The sequence below is a fragment of the Novosphingobium resinovorum genome (genome assembly GCF_036352595.1).
Lineage (GTDB): Bacteria > Pseudomonadota > Alphaproteobacteria > Sphingomonadales > Sphingomonadaceae > Novosphingobium > Novosphingobium resinovorum_B.
The window spans coordinates 300,278-321,516 of the sequence record NZ_JAZFAX010000002.1 but is presented as its reverse complement, the minus strand read 5'-3'; the positions used below and the strand labels follow the sequence as shown (position 1 = coordinate 321,516).

The 21,239-nt window shown below is 67.9% G+C and carries 17 protein-coding genes and 2 pseudogenes; 1 reads left to right on the top strand and 18 read right to left on the bottom strand.

From position 1 onward, the window contains the following. Positions 1-147: 147 nt before the first annotated feature. The 12 genes and pseudogenes from V2S85_RS04270 to V2S85_RS04215 form a co-directional block, all read right to left on the bottom strand. Positions 148-907 (bottom strand): annotated as a pseudogene (locus tag V2S85_RS04270) (IS5 family transposase). 423 nt (positions 908-1,330) lie between these two features. Further along, positions 1,331-2,344 (bottom strand): aldo/keto reductase, encoded by a 1,014-nt coding sequence (locus V2S85_RS04265; RefSeq protein WP_330701628.1) that lies wholly within the window; start codon positions 2,342-2,344, stop codon positions 1,331-1,333. A 140-nt stretch (positions 2,345-2,484) separates the two neighbouring features. Then, the gene (gene eutC, locus V2S85_RS04260; RefSeq protein WP_330701627.1) at positions 2,485-3,240 is read right to left on the bottom strand and encodes an ethanolamine ammonia-lyase subunit EutC; all 756 of its coding nucleotides are present in this window, start codon (positions 3,238-3,240) and stop codon (positions 2,485-2,487) included. Beyond that, a complete protein-coding gene (locus tag V2S85_RS04255) occupies positions 3,237-4,625 on the bottom strand; it encodes an ethanolamine ammonia-lyase subunit EutB (protein WP_330701626.1) in 1,389 nt (462 codons plus the stop codon). The genes eutC and V2S85_RS04255 overlap by 4 nt, the downstream gene beginning before the upstream one ends. A 194-nt stretch (positions 4,626-4,819) precedes the next feature. Beyond that, positions 4,820-5,902 (bottom strand): ABC transporter ATP-binding protein, encoded by a 1,083-nt coding sequence (locus V2S85_RS04250; RefSeq protein WP_330701625.1) that lies wholly within the window; start codon positions 5,900-5,902, stop codon positions 4,820-4,822. Continuing rightward, complete coding sequence (locus V2S85_RS04245; protein WP_330701624.1) at positions 5,895-7,652, bottom strand: iron ABC transporter permease; 1,758 nt, start codon at positions 7,650-7,652, stop codon at positions 5,895-5,897. The genes V2S85_RS04250 and V2S85_RS04245 overlap by 8 nt, the downstream gene beginning before the upstream one ends. Continuing rightward, positions 7,649-8,740 carry an ABC transporter substrate-binding protein gene (locus tag V2S85_RS04240; protein ID WP_330701623.1) on the bottom strand — a complete coding sequence of 364 codons (1,092 nt, stop codon included), beginning with the start codon at positions 8,738-8,740 and terminating at the stop codon, positions 7,649-7,651. Before V2S85_RS04240 ends, V2S85_RS04245 begins: the two co-directional genes overlap by 4 nt. Then, entirely contained in the window at positions 8,733-9,518 is a 786-nt protein-coding gene (locus V2S85_RS04235; RefSeq protein WP_330701622.1) for an HpcH/HpaI aldolase family protein, read from the bottom strand. Before V2S85_RS04235 ends, V2S85_RS04240 begins: the two co-directional genes overlap by 8 nt. Further along, the gene (locus V2S85_RS04230) at positions 9,505-10,344 is read right to left on the bottom strand and encodes a hypothetical protein (protein ID WP_330701621.1); all 840 of its coding nucleotides are present in this window, start codon (positions 10,342-10,344) and stop codon (positions 9,505-9,507) included. The genes V2S85_RS04235 and V2S85_RS04230 overlap by 14 nt, the downstream gene beginning before the upstream one ends. A 118-nt stretch (positions 10,345-10,462) precedes the next feature. Then, on the bottom strand, positions 10,463-12,586 hold the full coding sequence (locus tag V2S85_RS04225) for a TonB-dependent receptor (protein WP_330701620.1): 2,124 nt from the start codon (positions 12,584-12,586) through the stop codon (positions 10,463-10,465). An 81-nt stretch (positions 12,587-12,667) separates the two neighbouring features. Further along, positions 12,668-13,537 (bottom strand): proline iminopeptidase-family hydrolase, encoded by an 870-nt coding sequence (locus V2S85_RS04220; RefSeq protein WP_330701619.1) that lies wholly within the window; start codon positions 13,535-13,537, stop codon positions 12,668-12,670. After that, positions 13,534-14,367, bottom strand: coding sequence for a carbon-nitrogen hydrolase family protein (locus V2S85_RS04215; protein WP_330701618.1), 834 nt, complete (start codon positions 14,365-14,367; stop codon positions 13,534-13,536). Before V2S85_RS04215 ends, V2S85_RS04220 begins: the two co-directional genes overlap by 4 nt. A gap of 135 nt (positions 14,368-14,502) precedes the next feature. On the opposite strand from V2S85_RS04215, the gene V2S85_RS04210 reads away from it, so the two are divergent. Beyond that, positions 14,503-15,210 carry a GntR family transcriptional regulator gene (locus tag V2S85_RS04210; protein WP_330701617.1) on the top strand — a complete coding sequence of 236 codons (708 nt, stop codon included), beginning with the start codon at positions 14,503-14,505 and terminating at the stop codon, positions 15,208-15,210. 162 nt (positions 15,211-15,372) lie between these two features. On the opposite strand, the gene V2S85_RS04205 is transcribed toward V2S85_RS04210, so the two are convergent. The 6 genes and pseudogenes from V2S85_RS04205 to V2S85_RS27240 form a co-directional block, all read right to left on the bottom strand. Continuing rightward, positions 15,373-17,430 (bottom strand): TonB-dependent receptor domain-containing protein, encoded by a 2,058-nt coding sequence (locus tag V2S85_RS04205; protein ID WP_330701616.1) that lies wholly within the window; start codon positions 17,428-17,430, stop codon positions 15,373-15,375. After that, positions 17,427-17,771: a hypothetical protein gene (locus V2S85_RS04200; RefSeq protein ID WP_330701615.1), complete on the bottom strand. Its 345-nt coding sequence runs from the start codon at positions 17,769-17,771 to the stop codon at positions 17,427-17,429. Before V2S85_RS04200 ends, V2S85_RS04205 begins: the two co-directional genes overlap by 4 nt. Before the next feature lie 8 nt (positions 17,772-17,779). After that, positions 17,780-18,067 (bottom strand): DUF3325 domain-containing protein, encoded by a 288-nt coding sequence (locus tag V2S85_RS04195; protein ID WP_330701614.1) that lies wholly within the window; start codon positions 18,065-18,067, stop codon positions 17,780-17,782. Next, positions 18,064-19,629, bottom strand: coding sequence for a PepSY-associated TM helix domain-containing protein (locus V2S85_RS04190; RefSeq protein ID WP_330701613.1), 1,566 nt, complete (start codon positions 19,627-19,629; stop codon positions 18,064-18,066). The genes V2S85_RS04195 and V2S85_RS04190 overlap by 4 nt, the downstream gene beginning before the upstream one ends. A 30-nt stretch (positions 19,630-19,659) precedes the next feature. Continuing rightward, a complete protein-coding gene (locus tag V2S85_RS04185) occupies positions 19,660-20,832 on the bottom strand; it encodes a TonB-dependent receptor (protein WP_330701638.1) in 1,173 nt (390 codons plus the stop codon). Between the two features lie 64 nt (positions 20,833-20,896). Beyond that, positions 20,897-21,106: pseudogene (locus tag V2S85_RS27240) on the bottom strand (STN domain-containing protein); the annotation flags it as partial. Between the last annotated feature and the right edge of the window lie 133 nt (positions 21,107-21,239).

Sequence of the window (21,239 nt, the reverse complement as noted above, 5' to 3'; positions counted from 1 at the left end):
CTCAGCCGAGCATGCCCGCCATCCGACAGGCCATCATTGACCGAATATCAAGACCTCCGCCAGACCAATGCCCTCATTGCGGTGGGAGCCTATCAGTCACGCATTTCAAACTTCTGCCAAAGTAGTGTTAGGCTCAGGACTCGTTGATCAGAGCCAGAAGAGCACGGTGGCTGGCAGAGTGAGGGCGGCGAAGAACACGGTTGGGCAGCGGTCGTAGCGGGTTGCCACGCGGCGCCAGTCTTTCAAACGGCCAAACATGATCTCAATGCGGTTGCGGCGCTTGTACCGGCGCTTGTCGTATTTGATGGGCGGAGAGCGGGATTTTCGTCCGGGAATGCAGGGCTTGATCCCCTTTTTGCTCGAGCGCGTTCCGAAACCATTCAGCGTCATAACCCCGATCGGCCAGCATCCACTGCGCCTTGGGCAAATCATCGAGCAGGGCCGTCGCACCGGTGTAATCGCTGATTTGCCCTGCCGTGATGAAGAAGCTCAAAGGGCGGCCATTGGCATCGGTGACGGCGTGCAGCTTGGTGTTCATGCCGCCTTTCGTCCGCCCGATCAGGCATCCGAGATCCCCTTTTTTACCCCAAGGCTCGATGCCGTGCGGTGTGCCTTGAGATAGGTCGCATCGATCATAACGGTCTGGGGCTCGGCCCTCTGGGCGGACAAGCCTTCCATCATTCGGGCGAATACGCCCATCGCGCCCCACCGTTTCCAGCGATTATACAATGTCTTGTGCGGTCCATATTGTCTTGGCGCGTCCCGCCAGCGCAACCCGTTGCGGTTGACGAAAATGATCCCACTCAGAACGCGACGGTCTTCCACACGTGGCTTGCCGTGGCTCCTGGGAAAATAGGGCGACAGGCGCGCCATCTTGCTCGTCCGTCAGCCAATACAGGTCGCTCATGCTCAGTCTCCTTGCGGAGCCTGAATGACATCGACCTCCGTCAATCAATGGGGCCTGAGCCTAGCGGTGCTTCTCGCTTTCGGGAAATACGTATCGTGAGCAAGTCTGCTTTGATCGCAATATCCGAGTTTAGAGGGTGGCAAAGGGGGGCTAAATTCTAATCAATGTATAACAATCATTATTTGGCCCTGCCTCCGCAACCAGTACTTGCAAAAACCAAGCCGTCCGAGCAGCGCTCAGGGCGGCTTTTCAGCGCTCGTCCGGGGGCTGTCGGAGGCTGAGAATCACGCGGTATTAACGACCCGGCGCGGACCGTAACCGGCGGTCCGCGCCCTTATCGATCATCTGGCCGCCGGCTTTCCCCGCAAGCGTCCGAGCCCCGATTGAACTTCGGCTGCTCGGGCGGCGGGGATGCCGTTGCCGTCAGGCGCCTGACGGCAACGGCGCGGCAGGATCGACGAGCCCGGCGACGCGCAGTTCCCGCCAGAAGTCCACCGGCACCGCCTCGCCGAGCGCCGCGCTGTCCTCGGCGATGCGCCCTGGCCGGCTGGCGCCCGGGATCACCGCCGCCACCGCCGGATTGGCAAGCGAGAACTGCAGTCCGGCCGCCTTCATGCTGACGCCATGGGCATCGGCAATGCCCTTGATGCGCGCGACCTTGTCGAGAATCTCGGGTGTCGCCGGGGCATATTCGAAGTTCGGCCCGCCGACGAGCGCACCCGAACTGTACGGCCCGCCGACCACTATTCCAGCGCCGCGTTCTGCCGCGAGCGGCATCACCCGCTGCAGCGCCCGGCCGTGATCGAGCAGCGTGTAGCGCCCTGCGAGCAGGAAGGCGTCAGGTCGCGGCTCCTCCAGCCCCAGAACGAGTTCGATCGGTTCGACCTTGTTGACGCCGAGGCCCCAGGCCTTGATCGTGCCTTCGTCGCGCAGGCGGTCGAGTGCGCGGAACGCGCCGGTGCGGGCTTCCTCGAACTTTTCCAGCCACAGGTCGCCCCAGAAATCCTGGGCGAGGTCATGGACGAAGGCGATCTCGACATGATCGGTGCGCAGGCGCTTCAGGCTGTCCTCTATCGAGCGCAGGGTCGCGTCGTAGGTGTAGTCGTTGACCACCCGATTGGCGCGGCCATGGGCGAAAACCCCGGATTTCTCACCCTGCTGACGGGCGCTGACGTCTTCCAGCTCGTCGAGGACGATGCGGCCGACCTTGGTGCTGATGACATACTGGTCGCGGGGCTTGCCCGCGAGCGCCTCGCCCATGCGCAGTTCGGCAAGGCCGGCTCCGTAGAAGGGGGCGTTGTCGTAATAGCGGATGCCGTCGTTCCACGCGGCTTCGACGGTGGCGAGAGCCTCGTCCTCGGGAATGTCGCGGAACATGTTGCCGAGCGGCGCCGCGCCGAAGCCGAGCTTGCTTGGCAGGATGTCTTTGAGAGTCATGTGGAAGGATCCTTTCAGGCGACTGCCAGGTGATCGAGCGTCAGGGCTGCCCGGGCCGCAAGCGGGTTGCTGTACGGCAGGGCCCGCTGGAAATGCGAACTGACCCGGTAGGATTCAACCATGTTCCTGTCGATAAGCGGTCAGGTCTCCGGAAGCGGGGGCGGGGAAGGCGCGAGCAGTCCGTGCTCGTCCTTGAGCGCGGTGCCGGTGAGGCGGCGGTGGCGGGCCTGTGTCATCAGCCAGGCCAGCTTGTCCGCCGCCCGTTCGGGCGAGAGGCCGTGCGGGCGGCGGATGTTGGAGACGCAGTTGCGCTCCGCATCGCTGCGGCCGATGCGGGGATGCCACGTCAGGTAAGCGCCGAGGCTGTCGGGGGAACTGAGGCCCGGCCGCTCGCCGATCAGCACCAGCACGAGGTCGGCCCCGAGCAGCGCGCCGATCTCGTCCCCCACCGCGACGCGGCCTTGCGTGACGATCGTGGTCGGCGCCCAGTTCCAGCCTTCGAGCCGCTGCATCAGGGCACGGGCGAGGGCGGCGGCGTGGCTGTGCACGGCGACGGCGGAAAGGCCGTCGACGATCACCAGCGCGGCGTCGCAGGGGGACGCTGCCACGCCTTCCAGAACGCCGCGCGACCGGTCGCTCAGGCCGCGGCCGAGGTCGGGGCGGGTGAGGTAGTCCGCGCGGGTCCGCGCGGCGCTTTCCAGCAGCAGCGGGGCTTGGGGCAAGGCGCTCGCCACCGCCTCGGCATCGAGCGCGTGATGCACCGCGTCGCGGGCGAGCGCATGGTCGAGCTGGAACGCGAGCAGCGCCGAGGTCGGCAGCCCGGCGCCGTTGCGGCCGAGGCCGATGCGTGCAGGGGTCGCGCGGCGCAGGCGGGCGGGGGTGCTCTCGTCGTTCATCGCGCCAGATCCGGCAGCGCCAGCACGCCCGGCGCCTTGTCGAACGCCACCTGCCGCAGCCGTCCGTCGTCGCCCAGCAGGCCGACCGAACCCAGCCACGCCTCGAACTCGGGCGCGGGGCGCAGCCCCAGCGTGGTGCGGGCGTAGAGCGCGTCGTGGAAGCTGGTGGACTGGTAGCCGAGCATCACGTCGTCGGCGCCGGGCACGCCCATCACGAAGTTGACGCCCGCCACGCCCAGCAGCGTCAGCAGCGTGTCCATGTCGTCCTGATCGGCCTCGGCGTGGTTGGTGTAGCAGACGTCGCAGCCCATCGGCAGGGCCATCAGCTTGCCGCAGAAGTGGTCCTCCAGCCCGGCGCGCACGATCTGCTTGCCGTCGTACAGGTACTCCGGCCCGATGAAGCCGACCACGGTATTGACCAGCAGCGGCGAGAACGCGCGCGCCACTGCATAGGCGCGGACTTCCATGGTCTGCTGGTCCACCCCGTGATGCGCATCGGCCGAGAGCGCCGAACCCTGCCCGGTCTCGAAGTACATGACGTTGTCGCCCACCGTTCCGCGCCCGAGCGCAAGCGCCGCCTCGCGCCCCTCGCGCAGCAGGGCAAGGTCGATGCCGAAGCTGCGGTTGGCGGCCTCGCTTCCCGCGATCGACTGGAACACGAGGTCCACCGGCGCGCCGCGCTCGATCGCGATCAGGGTGTTGGTGATATGCGTGAGCACGCACGTCTGCGTCGGGATGGCGTGGGCGAGGCGCACCTGCTCCAGCATGTGCATCAGCGCGCAGGCGGCATCGACGCTGTCGCTGGCGGGGTTGATGCCGATCACCGCGTCGCCGCAGCCCATCAGCAGCCCGTCGAGCACGGCGGCGGCGATGCCCAGCGGGTCGTCGGTCGGGTGGTTGGGCTGCAGCCGCACCGCCAGATGCCCCTTGAGGCCCAGCGTGTTGCGAAAGCGGGTGATGACCTCGATCTTCGCAGCGACGGCGATCAGATCCTGATTGCGCATCAGCTTGGAGACGGCGGCGACCATCTCGGGCGTCAGGCCGGGGCTGGCGGCGAGGATCGCGGCGCCGTCGGTCTCGTCCGCCAGCAGCCATTCGCGGAACTCGCCGAGGGTGAGGTGGGCCAGCGGGGCGAAGGCGGCGGCGTCATGGCTGTCGAGGATCAGCCGGGTCACCTCGTCGGCCTCGTAAGGGACGAGCGCGTCGGTCAGCAGGTCGGCCAGCGGCATGTCCGCCAGCAGCATACGCGCCGCCACCCGTTCGAGGTTGTTGCCCGCCGCCAGCCCCGCCAGCACGTCGCCCGAACGCAGCGGGCTCGCCGCCGCGAGCAGCGCGGCGAGGCTGGCGAATGTGTGGCGGGTGCCGCCGAGGTCGATCCTATACATCAGGGTTAGAACTCATGATGGGTGTCATGCGGTCGTCCTTTTTCGCATTCCGGCCCCTCCCTTCGTCATTGCGAGGACGCGAAGCGGGCGAAGCAATCCAGGGCGGTTTGCGCGGCCCTGGCTTGCTTCGCTGCGCTCGCAATGACGAGGGGGGCGGGAGGGTCGGGAAGGGGGAGCGTGCTCAAAACGGCGCCTCAATGATCCAGCAGCAGGGTGTCCTCGGGACGGAACGCCAGCGTGACCGGGCCGGTTTCGAAGCGGTCCTCGCTTTCGGCGGTGACGAGGCGGTCGCCCACGCGGATGGCATAGCCATTACGCACGCCGAGGAAGGTGCGCTCCTCGATCACGCCGTCGAGCCGGTTGTTGCCCGCCGCCACCGCGCTGCCCGCAGGGGCGAGGCGCAGGTATTGCGGGCGCACGGTCATGAACCCCTGCGTGTCGCTTCCCGTTGCGACGCTGCGGGTAGCGCGCAGCACTTCGCCATGGTCCAGCCGGGCCTCGACGATCTCGCCCTGCGCCCCGCGCGATGCGCGTACCGGCAGAAAGTTGCCCGCGCCCACGAAGTCGGCGACGAAGCGGGTGGCGGGGCGGTTGTAGATCGCCTCGGGCCGGTCGATCTGGACGATGCGGCCCTTCTCCATCACCGCGATGCGGTCGCTCATCGCCAGCGCCTCTTCCTGATCGTGCGTGACGTAGAGGGTGGTGAGGCCCAGCTGGCGCTGCAGCGACTTGAGCAGCGCGCGCGACTTGATGCGCAGCTTGGCGTCGAGGTTGGACAGCGGCTCGTCGAGCAGCAGCAGCGAGGGGCGGAACACCAGCGTGCGGGCCAGCGCCACGCGCTGCTGCTGGCCGCCCGACAGCTCGTGCGGGAAACGGTCCGCGTAATCGCCGAGGTCGACGAGTTCGAGCGCCTCGGCGATGCGGGCGCGTTGCTCGGGCTTGGGCACCTTGCGCAGTGCCAGCGGGAAGGCGAGGTTCTTTGCCACCGTCATGTGCGGCCACAGCGCGTAGGACTGGAAAACGAGGCCGAGGTTGCGCTCCTCCGGCGCGACGAAAGTGCCGTCCTCGCCGTCGTAGAAGGTGCGCCCGCCCACCGCGATATGCCCGCCCGAGGGCTTGTCGAGCCCCGCCAGCGCGAACAGCGTGGTGGACTTGCCGCAGCCCGAGGGGCCGAGCAGGGTGAGGAATTCGCCGCGCGGCACGTCGAGGTCGATGCCGTGGAGCACGGTCACCTCGCCGTGGCGCTTGGTCAGGCGCTGGATCAGGACATCAGACATCGCGGTTGGTCCTCGTGACGAAATGGGCAAGGGAGACGAACACGCCGGTGATCGCGATCTGGATCACCGAAAGCGCGGCGACGGCGCCGGTATCGCCATTGGACCACAGCGAGAGCATGGTGGTCCCGATGATCTCCGATCCCGGCGCATAGAGGAACACCGCCGAGGCATATTCCTTGAGGAAGCCGAGGAACAGCAGCGTGAAGGCGGAGAACAGCGCCGGGCGGACCAGCGGCAGGACGATCGCGGTGCAGGTCTTCCACCAGCCCGCGCCGACCGAGCGGGCGCTCTGGTCCAGCTCGGTGCCGACCTGGACGAGCGCGGCGGCGATGGCGCCATAGGCGGTGGGGATGCCGCGCATGGCGAAGGCGATCATCAGGATCCAGATCGTCCCCTGCAGCCAGTGCGCGAACGGCAGCAGCAGCATCGCCCAGAAGAAGCCGATGCCAGCGACGATCCCCGGCATCGCGCGCGGGAACATCGCGAGGTACTCAAGCCCCTTCGCGAAGCGGAAGGCGGAGCGCTTGGCGACCAGCGCGATCACCGCGATGCCCAGTGTCGCCACCAGCGCACCGACCGAGGCGACGATCACGCTGTTGGTGATCGAACGCAAGTAGGCCGGGTGGCCGAGGACGAGCGCGTAGTTGTCGGTGGTCAGAACCTTGAGCGGCGAGAGCAGCGGCGTCAGGAACGTGGTGAATGACCGCAGGGTGATGGCGAGGAGCGGCAGCATCAAGGTCAGCACGAAGTAGACCCAGAAGACCGCCGCGACCGGCCGCCGCAGCGCGCCCAGCGCAATCCGGCGCGGCCGCTGCGCCTTGCCGCGTACGGTGACGAACCGCCCTGCGCCTTTCAGCAGCACGCTCTGGATCACCAGCAGCACCGCGACGAGCACCAGCAGCAGCACGGCGGCGGCGCCTACCATTCCATAGTCCGGGGTGATCGCGCCAAGGCCCCGGCTGAACAGGAACGTGGTGAAGCTTTCGAGGCCCACCGGCCGCCCGAACACCAGCGGCACCGCCAGCGTCTCCAGCGTGCCGATGAACACCAGCAGCGCGGCATAGATGATCGAGGGGCGCATCAGCGGCAGCGACACCGACCACAGCACCCGGAGCGGCCCGGCACCGACGCTGCGCGCGGCGTCCTCCAGCGTGGCGTCGGCCATGCGCGCGGAACTGGAGCAGAACAGGTAGACCAGCGGCGTCATCGACGTGCCCGCGACGATCGCCATGCCGCCGATGCCGTACATGTCCCAGGGCGGCACCCCGATCAGCTTCTCGCCGAAGAGGGTGAGGTAGCCCGCCGGGCCATAGATCAGGTACCAGGCGAAGGCGTTGACCAGCTGCGACATATACATCGGCGCCAGCGCGAACAGCCGGAAAGGCCCCCGCGCGGGCAGGTCGGTGCGTTCGAGGAACAGCGCGAGGCCGACCCCGGTGACGCAGGCGATGGCGGTCGCGGTGAAGGCCAGTTCGAACGAGGTGGCGACGGCGCGCAGGAACCCCGCGTCGCTCAGCAGCCGGGCGAAATTGTCAAACGAAAGGACGGCGTTCGGCTGGTAGAGCGGCCGGTCGAGCAGCGATTGCCACAGGATCGGACCCAGCGGCGCGAGCACCAGAACGAGCGTGGCGATGGCGGTCAGCCACTGGATGCCGATGGCGAGCGTAAGCTGGCGGTTGGTGCCGCTAGGTGCCGCTATGGTGCCGTTGAGTGCCGTTGTGTCCCCGGACGGGAAAGCGGGCGCGTTCATCCGTCGAACCTCTTGAAAATGCTGTCCCATTTGCGGATGAAGGCGGCATTCTGCGCCACCATCCGGTGGTCGTAGCCGACCATGACCAGGTTGTCCCGGCCGATCCTGCGGGCGATCCCGTCGAGCGTGAGATAGGGCACCTCGCGCTCTCCCACGTCATGGCGATAGGGCGTCAGGCCCCCTTGCGCGGCGGCGATCTGGCCCGTGCGGCCGAGCATGAAATCGAGCGCGAGCGCGGCGCTGGCGGGATTGCGCGCCTTGCGCGTCACCGCGATCCCGCGCGGGACCACGGGGGTGCCATCGGCGCACAGTTCCCAGCTCACGATCTCGGCGCGGCCCTTGTCGCGCATCTTGGGCAGCACGGTCACGGCAGAGATGTGATAGCCCGCCAGGTATTCGCCGACGGTCACCTTGTCGAGCATCGTGGCGCCGCCGCTTTCCACGCGAACATAAGGACTTAGCTTCGCCATCAGATCCCAGCCGCCGGGCCTCCCGGCACTTATCGCGGCCCACTGCACGGCATAGGCGAGGGCATGGACTTCGGCATCGTAAGTGGTGATCCGGTGGCGGAACTTGCGCGGATTTGCGGCGGCGATCGCAGCCAGCTGGCGCAGCCCGCGCGGGCGCATCTGCGGGGGGAGCAGCGCCTTGTTGTAGACCATCACCATCGGATCGGCGGAGAGCGTGTGCAGCCCCGGCAGCGGCTTAGACCAGCCCGGCAGCGCCGCATCCTCAAGGCTGCGATGCGCGGCAATCTGCTGCTGCCCGGCGAAGCGCAGCCAGGCATCGGGCGCGCTGCTGACGATGATGTCGGCCGAGCGCCGACCGGCGGAAGTCTCGGCGTAATAGCGTTCGAAAACCTCGGTCGGCCCCATGTCGAGGGTATCGACGCGCAGCCAAGGATAGCGGCGGCGCAGGCCCGTGACGATCGGCTGCCAGTTGTACTCGGCCATGTTGGAATAGATCAGCAGATTGCCCTCGGCGCGCGAGCGGCGCTCCCGATCGTCCGCCATGGCCATGCGCGGGACAGCCGCTGCGGCGAGGGCGCCGCCGATCCACTGGCGGCGGGAGAGGATCGGATCAGCCATTGCGATCCGCTCCGGCAGTGGCCAGCGCCTGCAGCGCGGCGCTGCGCAGGAAGCCCGCGTCGGCCCCCACCGTAACGAAGGAATAGCCGCGTGAAAACAGCGCCTTGGCGTCATGGCCGGGAATGATCGCACCCCCCAGTGCCGCGCCCGATTCCAGGATGCGCCGCTCGGCCTCGTCCAGCGCTTCGCGGAACAGCGGGTGCGCATAGTCCCCGGCATGGCCGAGGCTGGCGGAGAGGTCGAGCGGGCCGACGAAGAACATGTCGACCCCGCCATGCGCCACCATCTGCGACAGGGCGGCGACGCCGGCTGCGGATTCGATCATGGCCACGGTCAGCAACTCGCGCTCGGCATGGTCGGCGTACTCGTTGACATGGCGCCCCCATCCGGCGGCGCGCGAAACGGTGTAGTGCAGCCCCCGGCGCCCGCGCGGCGGATAGTGCATGGCCTCGACGAGCGCGGCGACCTGTTCGACGCTCTCGACATTGGGGGCGAAGATGCCTTCCGCGCCCGCATCGAGCAACGGCTTGATGGCAGCCATCGAACAATCCGGCGCCCGCGCCAGCAGCGCCGGGGGGCTTCCCACCGACCCGGCGGCACGCAGCTGCGCGACGACCGATTCCAGCCCGCCGGGCCCGTGCTCCTGATCGATGACGAGGGCGTCGAACGGCACGTCGGCGAGCAGTTCGGCGTTCGCTGCCGAGGCCATGAACAGCCACGCCCCGATCGCCTGCCGCCCTGCCGCGATCGCCTGCCGCAGCGGGTTAGGCCGCAACATCGTTCTTGCCGTAGACCGCATCGAAGAACCCGGTCGCCGCCGCCACGAGGCGGTCGCGTTCGTGGCGCACGCCCGGCAGGATGTCGAACCGCGCGTCGATGCCCGCCTCGCGCAGCGAGCGCTCCAGGCTGGCGGCGCGGTCGACGCGGGTGACGCCGGCGTCGTTGGCACCCGGCATCCACGCGGCGCTGCCGGGCTTGTGGGTGATCTCCCCGGTGGCGTCGTCGGCCCCGCCCACCGCGACATGGACGCGCGTGCGCCGCATCGAGGGCAGGTCTAGCCAGCGGCCGAAACGGGCTTCCATGTCCGCCACGCCGACCCACCAGTCGCGCTGTTCGTCGAGCAGCGTGACCGAGCCCGGCGAGCAGATCGACACGGCATCGAGCCGCTGTGGGTGCAGGTAGAGGAAGCGATGCGCGAAGTGCGCGCCGCCCGAGAACCCGAACAGGGCAAACCGGTCCGCGCCGATGCCGTAGCGCTCAGCCACTTCGTCGACCATCGACAGGACGAGCGTGTCGAAGCGGATGTCGCCATATTCGATGTACTTGTAGTTCTCGCGGTCGCGCGGGTCGTCTATGCCGCAGGGGAACAGCGGGGCGATGACGATCAGCCCGTGCCGCTCGGCCAGCGGCGCGAAAAGATCGCGTAGCGCCGCGTTGTCTCGCTCGGTACCGTGAATGGCGACCAGAACGCGCGCCTTTGCGGGATCGAGTTCGGGCGGGACGTATAGGCAGTAGGAAAAGCGCTGGTCCGCCTTGCAGGCCGTGGCCGGCGTGCGCTTGAGGTCGTAGGCGGAAAAGCGCCCGGCTTCGGCTAGGGTGGTCATGTGGTATCCCGTATCGTGCCCTGCCGCCGGTCGGGTGATCCGGGGGGCGGCGGCAGGGCGACGTTGCTCTAGGTAGTCAGTAATTGGTGGCCGGTAATTGACGGCCATTAGTTGGCGGTCAGTAATTCACGCCCATCTTGATGAAGATGGTCCGCCCCTCGGCCTTGCTGTAAAGCTCGTTGCGATTGAGGAGCTGGGAGTCGATCGAGTAGTAATCGGCGTTCAGCAGGTTGCGGACGCCCACGCTGAAGTCGAACGGCGCGACCTTGAACCGGCTCGACAGGTCGATGCGGTCGGTCGGGCGCACGCGGCCGGTGTAGTAGTTGCCGATGGGCGAAGCCGGGAAGGCGTTGCGGCTGCCCGAATGGTTGTACTGCGCGCTCACGCTCCAGTCGGTCGCGAGGTCGTGCTCCAGCATCAGGTTGAACTGGTCCGGGCCGATGCGGCGGCCGCTGAGCGGGGTGTCGAGCTTGCCGTCCTGGTCGGCGTCGGTGCGCCCTTCGGTGTGGGCATAGTTCGCCGACCAGCGTGTCGCCGCGCCGATCTTGCCGCTGGCGGTGATCTCCCAGCCGTGGACGCGCTCCTTCTGGCGCAGGGTCGCGGCGTCGTTGGGGTTGAGCGGGTCGATCACGAAGTCGGTGCCGAACTTCGCGGTGCTGATAAAGTACGCGGCCGAGTAATTGACGCTGCCCAGGATCGTGCCGCGCAGGCCGAGTTCGTAGTTGTTGACGATCTGCGGTTCGGGGTGGAACCCGTCGAGCGAGGTCGCGGAGACGCGCCGCAGCGGTGAGCCGATGTCGGGGATCGAGAACCCCTGCGAGAACCCGCCGAACACCTCCACGGCGGGCGAGATCTTGGCCGTCGCGCCGATGTTGACGGGGGTGGCGTTGTATTTGAGCTTGCCGCCGGCGACGTGGACACTGGTGAGCGCGGCGACGAAGTCGTCGATCTTCATGCGGAACACGTCGTGGCGGATGCCGGCGCGCAGGGTCAGCCAGTCGGTCAGCGGCTTTTCCAGCTGGATGAAGGCGGCGTAGTTCATCTGCTGCAGCGGCGGCGTATAGGTGCGGCCGTCGCCGGGGGTGGCGGTCTGCGGGATCAGCGGCTGTGCGGTCTCGTCGCGGTTGATGTCGGCGCCCCACAGGATCTCGCCGTCGCCCAGCCCCAGCATCGCCAGCGGCGTGTTGAAGTCCATCTGCAGGCCGAGCTTCTTCGAGCGGATCACGCTTTGCGTGCCCCCGAAGTTGGCGGCGTTGAACGAGAACACCGAGTAGTTCTTCAGGTAATAGCCCTGCGCGTGGAAGCTGCCGAGCAGGCTGTTGTTGAAGTACGACAGCGACGAGATGAAGTTGCGGTTGACCGGGTCCATCGCGCGCGGATCGAGTTCGCCCTTGACGGCGGTTTCCTTGATGCCGGCGGCGATATCGCCCGCGACCGGGATGTAGTCGCTGTCCTGGTGCTGGCGGTAGTAGTTGACCATGCCCTCGATGCGCTGGTCGCCGAAGGTGTAGCCGATCTTGCCGAACACGTCGTAGATCTCGGAATCGGCGATGCCGCCGAAGTTGTTGGGATCGGGGGCGATGCGGTCGCCGTCGGCGTCGAACTGGCCGTTGGTGCGCTCGTAACGGCCGTCGAACGTCACGTCGAAGCCGCCGATCGCGCCCGATGCGCTCTGCTCGATGGCCGGGTTGAGGCTGTCCTTGAAGTGCTGGGTGGAGAAGCCGGTCGAGAGTTCGGTGCGGAACTTCCACTCGTCCGAGGCGCTGCCCCGCCGCGTCACGTAGTTGATGATGCCGCCCGCGCCGCCCTGGCCGTAGAGCGCCGAGGCGCCGCGGATCACCTCGATGCTCTGGATCGCGTTGGGCGAGATCAGCCGCAAGTCGCGGCCGCCGTCGCGCAGCGGGTTGGAGATGGGAATACCGTCGATGAAGACGCGCAACGGGCGGCCGCGCAGGCTCTGCGTGACGTTGGCGGCGGTGTTGCTCGACGCGGCGAGACCGGGGATGGTGGCGGCAAGGACCGAGCCGAGGTCGTTGGTGACCGAGAGCTGCTGGTCGAGCCGGGCCTTGTCGACCACGGTGGAGGAACCGGGGAAAGTCTCGAGCGTGTCGGCGATGCGCGATCCGGTGACGACGATGTCACCGCCGACGGCATTGTCGGCTGGGGCCGCGTCCTGCGCCAGAGCGGGCGAGGCGAGGGCGCAAAGCGCAGCGGTGCAAAGCAAATTCGTTACGATCTTCATGCGTGTACCATCCCTGTATCTTTTTTGAAAAAATAGTAGCCAATTTCCCTCGAGGTAAAATTTTTTGCGAGTACGGCGCGATCAGACCGCGCGCAGGAAGGATTCGAGGGTGTCGAAGTACGCTTCGGGCTGCTCGTAGAAGGGCATGTGCGAGCTTTGCTCGAACACCCGGATGCGCGAGTTCGGCATCGCCGCGTGCATCAGGTACGAGCAGGCCGGTGTCAGTTCGTCGTAGCGGCCGCACAGCACCAGCGCGGGCACGGTGATCGCGTGCATGGCGGGGATGCGGTTCCACGCCTTCATGTTGCCGGTATAGGTGAACTCGTTCGGGCCCTGCATGGTCTGGTAGGGCCCCATGTTCCAGTCGGCGAGGGCCTCGGTGAGACTGGCGGGCCACTCGGCCAGGCGGCAGACGTGGCGATAGTTGAGGAGCGTGATCGCGGCCTGATATTCGGGGTGGTCGAGGCTGCCTTCGGCCTCGCGCGCGATCATCATCGCCGCCGTTTCCGGCCCGAGCGCCCCGCGCAGGCGCTGGAGTTCGCCGACCAGGTGCGGGATGTCGCAGGCGCCGTCGGCGGCGATGTAGCTCTTCACCTTGTCCGGATGGGTCAGGCAGTATTCGGTGCCGAGCCAGGTCCCCCAGCTGTGGCCGAGGAAGTGGACCTGCCCCAGGTCCAGCGCGGCGCGCACCTGCTCGGCCTCGGCGACGTAGCGTTCGAGGGTCCACAAGGCCGGGTCTTCGGGCCGGTCCGAGGCGCCGCAGCCGAGCTGGTCCCACGCGACGACGCGGTATCCGCGCTGGCCAAGCACTGCATGTGGCTCACGCAGATAGAGGCTGGGGAGGCCGGGGCCGCCGTTGGCGAGGAGCAGCGTTTCCGGCCCGTCGCCATAGACATAGGCGACGACGTCGAAGCCTTCGGCAAGGCGGATGCGTTCGACCTGCGGAGTCATGCGGCGCTCTCGATGGCAAAGGTGCGGTCGGGCGCGAGCGAGGGTATCGCGGCGCGAAAGCGGGCCACTTCGGCCAGGTCGAGGTCGGCCGTGACGAAGCCGGGCTCGTCCCCGGCCTCGGCGAGCACGCGGCCCCAGGGATCGACGATCAGCGAATGGCCGTGGCTGCGGCGCGCGCCATAGTGGTGCCCGCACTGCGCCGGGGCGACGACGAAGCAGCCGGTCTCGATCGCCCGGGCGCGCAGCAGCGGTTCCCAGTGGAGCGGGCCGGTCATGCTGCTGAAGGCGGCAGGGGCGGCGATCACCGCCGCACCGTTCGCGGCGAGCGCGCGGTGCAGGTACGGGAAGCGCACGTCGTAGCAGATGCTGAGGCCGAGGTTGCCCCAGGGCAGCGGCGTCACCACCGCGCGGCGGCCGGCCTCGTAGAAGTCGGATTCGCGGAAGGTGTCGCCGTTGGGCAGGTCCACGTCGAACATGTGGATCTTGTCGTAGCGCGCGGCCACGTTGCCGTCAGGGGCGAACAGCAGCGAGCGGTTGGCCGGGCGGCCATGCTCGGCGAGCACCGAAACCGAACCGGCGAGCAACCATACGGCGTGCGACCGTGCGAAGGCCGCGCAGGCGAGGACGGCGGCGTGGCTGTCCTCTGGCCGGACATAGTCGAGCAGTTCCTCGCGCGTCGGCACGAGGCAGTCGAACGCCTCGGGCAGCCCGATGAGCTGCGCCCCGGCCCCCACCGCCTGCGCGGCAAGGTCGAGCGCCTCGGCGACGCTGCGGGCATGATCGGGCGTCGCGCGGCTTTGCACGCACGCCACCTTGAAGGTCGCGGTCAAGAAATTTGCCTCCCTGTTGGAGCGGTGAACACGCTCAAGAATAGGCGTGTTGATATGCGCATAGATTGGCTACTATTTTGAGCGTGTCAACACGTAACCGTGCTTTCGCGCTTTTCCATGCGGCGCGGTCGCCGCGTGAACTTCTGGCCCGCGCCGCCGAGTGGAGCTAAAGGACGTGGCGAGGAGAAGATTTTGGCGACTATTCAACCTTCGACGCGCAAGGCGCGCAGCCCCAGCACGCTGATCCAGCAGATGGAGGAAGACCTGCTGTCCGGTCATTTCAGGCCGGGCGAATGGTTGAAGCAGGCCGATATCGAGGAGCGATACGAGGCGAATCGCTTTGACGTGCGCATGGCGCTCAAGGATCTGAGCGCGCGGCGGATGCTGGAGCACTTGCCGAATCGGGGTTATCGCGTCTCGTCGCTGAGCGACAAGGAGCGTTCGGACCTGCTCGACACCCGCGCCATCCTCGAGCGGGCGGCGATGGTTCTGGCTGCGCGTAATGTGACCCCGCAGGATCTGGCGGACTTGCGCGAAATTCTCGACAGTTTCGCCGCGAACATGCTCAGCGGTGATCTCGTGTATCTGCGTCAGCTCAATGCGGTGTTTCATGACCGGCTCTACGCGATTTGCGGCAATGCCGTGCTGGAGGAGCAGATTCAGGCGCTGAGACACCGCGCGCAGAACGGCTTTCGCGGAGGCTGGCGCACCGTGGAAAGCATCGGGCGCAGCCACGAGGATCACGTCCGGATGTTCAATCTTCTGGAAGCCGGGGATGGTGAGGGCCTGGTCCGGCTTGTCGATCGGCATCTTCACTTGCGGGATCAGACTGGCGCTGAATGAGAGCGCTGCTCTACCCGGCGATAGACTGGTCGCTGGTTGGCGGTCGATGATGCCTTCGCCCCGAGAAGGACGGTGCTCGCCAGCGCCGGCTCGGTTCACACCGCTCGGGCCTCTTGGGTTCCGGGCGGCCCGCTTGCCAGCAAGCCATTCCGGACGCGCCCGTCAGAACGCGCGCGCCAGCGCGAGCGAGAAGACCGCGCCCGATTGCTGGTCCCGCTGCTCGCTCCCGTAGAGCGCCCCGGCCCGGCTGGGTGCATGGAACCGGCGCATGCGGTAGGCGTCCTGCCCGTTGAACGCGGCCGCGCGCAAGGTGGTCTTGAAGCCCGCCAGCGCGGTCGTCTCGACATAGGCGCCCCACAGCGCGCGCTCGCGCCAGCGCAGGACTTCGCCGGTGTAGAAGACGCTGGCTTCCTCCGGCGCGGTCCAGGTCAGGCCCCAGGAGGACTTCAGGGCGGGCAGGTCGTGGCGCAATTCCGCCGTGAGGCTCTGCGCCGGGATATCGTCCATCGCACGGGTCCGGCCGGTGACGGGATCGCGCAGGCGCGAGCCGCGCCAGGTGCCGTCGACGGTGAGCCGCGCGCCTTTCAGCAAGGCTTCGAGCGGGAGCGTTCCCTGGGCCGAGATGCCCCATTGCCGCCCATCGCCGATAGTGCCGAGCGCCTCGTCGCCGCTGGCCAGGAGAAGGTAGCCGAGCAGGCCGGCGTGCCATTGGTGATAGGCCTCCAGTGCGATCGCGCCGCCCTTGCCCCAGCGGTGGTCGAGGCGGGCCAGGGCGCGGGTCACGCGGGCCGGGCGCAGGCCGGAGTTGCCGCCCAGCGGGCGTCCGTCGGCCTGGTTCACCGAAGCCGCGAAATCGCCGAAGTCCAGCTGGTCCACGGTCCTGCGCAGGCCGAGCCGAAGCTGCGTGCTGCCGGCCGGCGACCAGACGAGGGCGGCGGAGGGCTTCAGGTATGACAGGCTCTGTTCCTGCGCGGCCTCGCCGGTCACCCGGATGCGGGAGAACTCGGCCGCCATCCCGGTTTCGAGATTGAGGTGCCCGGTGAGCCTGACGGTGAGGTTCGCGAAGGCCTCGCCGCGCATTTCCGAGACGCGGGTGCGGGCGTTGGCGAGGGCGACCGGGATGAGGCCGCCGCCGGTATCCTCGGCATAATCCAATCGGCTCGACAGGCGGTTGTAGGCGATCTCGGCGCCGAATTCGGGGCGCAGCGGATGATTGCCCTCACGCGTGACGGTGGTGCGGGCGACGAACTCGCTGGGCTTTTCCATTTGCGAGGAAAGGCCGCGATAGTCGGCTTCGACGTAGTCCTCGTCGGTTTCGTAGCGTTCGATCCGGCCAAGGCCGACGAGCTTGGCGGTCCAGCCCGATCCCAGCCGCCGGGTCCAGTCGAGCCCCAGTTCGCCGCTGCGGCCCTTTTCGTCGTAGGCGATGTCGCGCCGGGCGTCCGGGCTGTCGTCGGCGGTGCCTTCGAAGATGTCGATGCCCCGGCGGGAGGAGTAGCCGTCCTTGTTGAGCCGCAGATTCACCGTCAGCGTGCCGCCGCCCAGCGCGCCGGAGGTGCTGAGCGCCAGTCCGTATTCGGGCGCCTTGCCGGCGATGTGCTCCTTCCGGGTGCGGTAGAGCGCGCCGGTCGCTTCACGGTCGAGATAGATGCCGTCGGTGGGAAAGCGGGCCATTTCGCCGGAAAGCTCGATGTTGGTCTGCCAGCCGGCGATCCGCCGGGCGTGGCTGATCCGGGCGGAGGGCGAGACGACGCCGTCCGCCGTGTGGCTGAGGGTCAGCGAGGCGTTGCCCGACCCCCCGGCATCGGCGCGCAATACCAGGTTGGCGACGAGGGTCTGGCCTTGCGCCTCGGCCGCGTCGGTGCCGCGCAGCAGGACGATGCGCTCCACCCGCGACGCGGCGATGCGGCGCAGCACTTCGGTGATGCCGCCGCCCTTCACCGTCGGGCGTTGCCCGTCGATCAGGACATTGCCGGCTGCCCCGCCGAAGCCGCGCACGGACGATCCCTCGCTGAGCAGGAAGCCGGGGGTGCGCTCCAGCATGTCCAGCGCGGTCTGCGGCTGGAACGGCTTGTAGAAGTCGGCGGGATAGACCGGGTCCGGCCCGGTGGGAACGGCTGCGGGCGGCGCTTCCTGCCCGAGGCGCTGCGCGGGGCCGGTCTCTTCCATCGGTGCGGCCGTCGCGGCGACACCTGCGAGCATCAGGGAAAGGCTGTTCATCGAAGCGGGCTCAGAATCCATTGCAGCAGTGCCAGCGGAACCGCCGTGGCGGCCAGCCAGAGCCATGCCCGGCCGGCGCTGCGGGCGTGGAACGTCGCCATCGAAATGCCCGCGAAGATCGCGAAGCTGGCGAGCGTCGCGGCGACCACCGCCTCGGCGCGGGCCATGCCGGCCAGGGCGAGGAGGAAGGAGAGGACCACGGTGGCCTGCGCCGTCAGCCCATAGGCTCCAAGCGTGCCCGCGAGGGTTCGGGAGAGGGGCCGGGCGATCGCCGCGAGACGATGGCGGTATGGCGGCGGCGGGGCGGCGGCTGGATCGAGACCGGGATTACGGCTGGGCATGGGGCTTCTCACGAGAACAGGCGCAGGATGCGTTCGCGGTTGGTTTGGGCGGTTAGCACCAGCACGGCGGCGACGCTCAGCCAGCCGCACCATGCGACTGCGCCGTAAGCCCAGCCGAGACCCAGCCCGGCGGCGGCGAAGGCCAGCGCGAGGACGCCGAACCCGCCGCCGCGCAGCGCCGTGGAGGTGCGGGCAGGCAGCTTGCGGCGCAGCCAGTCCTGCTGATGACGCGGCATCGCCAGCAGCAGCAGGACGAAGCCAGACAGGGCGAGGGCGGCGATGGCGATATGGATCATGCGGCGGCCTCCACGGTATTGCGCCGGCGTCTTGCGGGCGGGGCCTTGGGCTGGTGGCGCAGCACCTTCCAGGCGGTCCAGGCGAGGCTGGCGGCGAGTGCGGCAAGGGTCAGGTCGAAGGTGGCGAAGACCCAGTCCCCGCGAAGGAGGCTCGGCCCCAGCCCGCGCGACGTGGTCACGGCGTTGACGATCGGGACCAGCGCGAACAGCACGGCGCTGGCCGCCAGCGCCTCCACCCAGGCGCGCTTGGCGGGCCGGGCCAGCGTCCAGGCGAATATCAGGCCCCAGACGATGAACAGGCTGTCGATTTCCCACTGGTCCCGCTCCGCCAGAGTGAAGGGCAGCAGGCGGTTGGCGAGGAAGTAGGCCGCCACGCCTCCGGGCGCGCCGGCGATGAAGCCGATGTTGAGCCGCTCCACCAGCCTGAACCCGAAGTGCGGGCGTGCCGGGTCAGGCAGCTTGGTGCGCCGCTTCACGCACCACAGCGCAAGGCCCGTGGCGCACATGGCGGTGCCGCCGATGCCGGACAGGAAGTAGAGCCAGCGCACGCCGATGCCGGCGAACCAGCCGGTGTGCAGGTCGACCATGACCTCGCGGGTCAGGCTGCCGCCGCCCTTGTCCTGCGCGGGGAGCGGGATGACCCGGCCTTGCGCGGCGTCCAGGTACAGGGAGTCGCGCCGTCCGCCGCTCCAGTCGCTGCGTTCGGGGATGAGCCTTGCCGCCGCATGGGTGTCGCCGGGGTGCTCGATGATGATGTAGCCGGGACGGACGCCCTGCCACTTGCGCTCGGCGGCGGCCATGATGCGGGTGAGCGGCATCGTCGGCGCCGGGATGCCGCTGGCGGCGCGCTCTTCGGGACGGGGGCTCGATGCCTGCGAGAAGGCCTTCTGGTCGACGAAGTTCGCGGTGATCGCCCAGGGCATCAGCGTGAAGAGCAGCGTGACCAGGCCGGTATAGGTAATCATGATGTGGAACGGCAGGGCCAGGACGCCGGTGGCGTTGTGCGCGTCCAGCCAGCTGCGCTGCCCCTTGCCCAGGCGCATCTGGAAGAAGTCGGTGAAGATCTTCTTGTGCGTGACCACCCCGGAGAGGATCGCCACCAGCATCGCCAGCGCCGCCGCGCATACCGTGTACCGGCCCCAGCGCACCGAGATGTAGTGCAGGTCGAAATGCATCCGGTAGAGGAAGAAGCCGCCCTGGGTGCCGCGCACCGCCAGCTCGCGGCCGGTCTGCGGGTCCAGCGTGATCTCCTGCCGGTCGTGCCGGTCCTGCCCCGGCACGCTCCACGAGACGTTCAGCCCGCTGCCGCCGCGCGCATTGGGCAGCGAGACGGTCCAGCTCTCCGCTCCCGCGCCGCGCCGGCGCAGGAGCGTGTCGGCGGCATCGAGCGCCCGCGAACTGACTGCCGTTCCGGCAGGCAGTTCGGGCCGCATCCAGGCGTCGATCTCGTGATGGAAGAACGCCGCGGTCCCGAACAGGAAGACGATGTAGAGAATCCAGCCCGGGACCAGCCCGGCCCAGGTGTGCAGCCACGCCATCGACTGGCGGAAACCCTGCTTCATGATCGCACCCGTGCCCTTGCCATCCGGCCCTCAGAATTCCGTCCGCGCCGAGAAGGCGATCGTGCGGGGAAGGCCCAGCTGCCAGTACGAGGACCAGTAGTCCTTGTTGGTCAGGTTGCTGACGTAGAGGTTGAAGGTCGTCGGCTGCCCCAGCGCCTCGGTGCGATAGCGGATGCCCGCATCGAACAGCGTGTAGCCGTCGATCCTGTTGGCATTGGCCGCATCCTGGAACTTGGGGCCGGTGTAGTAGGCGCCGCCCGACAGCACGAGCCCTTCGAGCGCGGGCACCGAATACTCCACCGATGCCTTGGCCATCACGGCGGAGGAGCCGATCGGATCCTTGCCCTTGAGCGCGGCATTGGTCGCCTTCTGGATGCTGAGGTCCATCCAGGTGCCGCCGGCCACCACGCGCAGGTGATCGGTGACATTGCCGTCCAGCGTCAGTTCGATGCCCTGGTGGACCTGCCGGCCATCCTGGTTGATCGTGATGAGGCCGTCCGCGCCGGTTTCGCTGTAGCTGTTGGCCTTCTCGATGCGGAACAGCGCGGAGGTGACCAGCAGCTTGTCGGAGAAGGCGTACTTGGCGCCGATCTCGTACTGCTTGGAGATGATCGGATCCATCACTTCGCCGGGATTGGCATAGATCGTCTCATCGTTGCCCACGATCGTCCCGGCCTCCAGTGCCTCCATGTAGCTGGCATAAGTGGTCAGTGCGGGGACCGGCTTGTAGATCAGCGAGACGGTGGGCGTCAGCGCGGACTTCCTGTACCCGGTAGGCGCGGTGTTCGCCGACGGGATCGAGTAGCTGTGCGTCCTGATCGTGCTGTAGTTGAAGCCGACGAGCGCGCTCAGGGTATCGGTGAACGTGATATCGTCGCCGATGATCGCATTGAAGTTGGTGGAATCGTTGGCCTTGTAGAGCGGGCCCGGATCGCCGTTGAACACCGGCGTCTCCATGCCGAGCAGTTCCTCGAGCGTCATGTTGGCGCCGGCCGGGTAGGTCGTCCCGTCCGCATAAGTACCCTGCACGTTGCCGACGACGTGGCGCTGTAGGACGACAGGCGTACGCCGTCGATGATGCCGGTGCTGCTGTCCCGGTGCTGGCCACGTTGTCGAGCCGTTCGTGCTGGCCGGTGACGAGGATCGTCCCGTCCTCGCGCCGCGTCGCGGCTTTCGTTTCGTCGTCCTCTTCCCCGGCGGTATAGGCGACGGTCTGGATGCGCATCGGGTCGAGTTCCAGGCGTCCGGTCGTGGCTTGCACCACCGTCACCGTCCCTGCATCCGGGGTGCGCGCCACCAGCCCCGTGCCCGCGAGCAGACGCGAGAGGGCATCGCGGGGCAGGAACGTGCCGCGCAGGCCCGGCGTCATGCGGCCTTCGGTCAGGCGCCCTTCATAGGAAATCTGCACGCCGGTCTGGTCGGCAAAGCGGCTCAGCGCCTGCGCCAGCGAGCCGGCCGGAATCTCGTAGTGGCGCATCGCCTCGGCCTGCTGGGCCTGGGCGGGAACGCAGAACGCCGCCGAGGTCAGCATCGTCGTGCCGGCCCATGCCGCTGCCAGCAGCGAACGCGCGGAAAATCGCTTCATTTCGTAAAACCCCCACATTGCATTC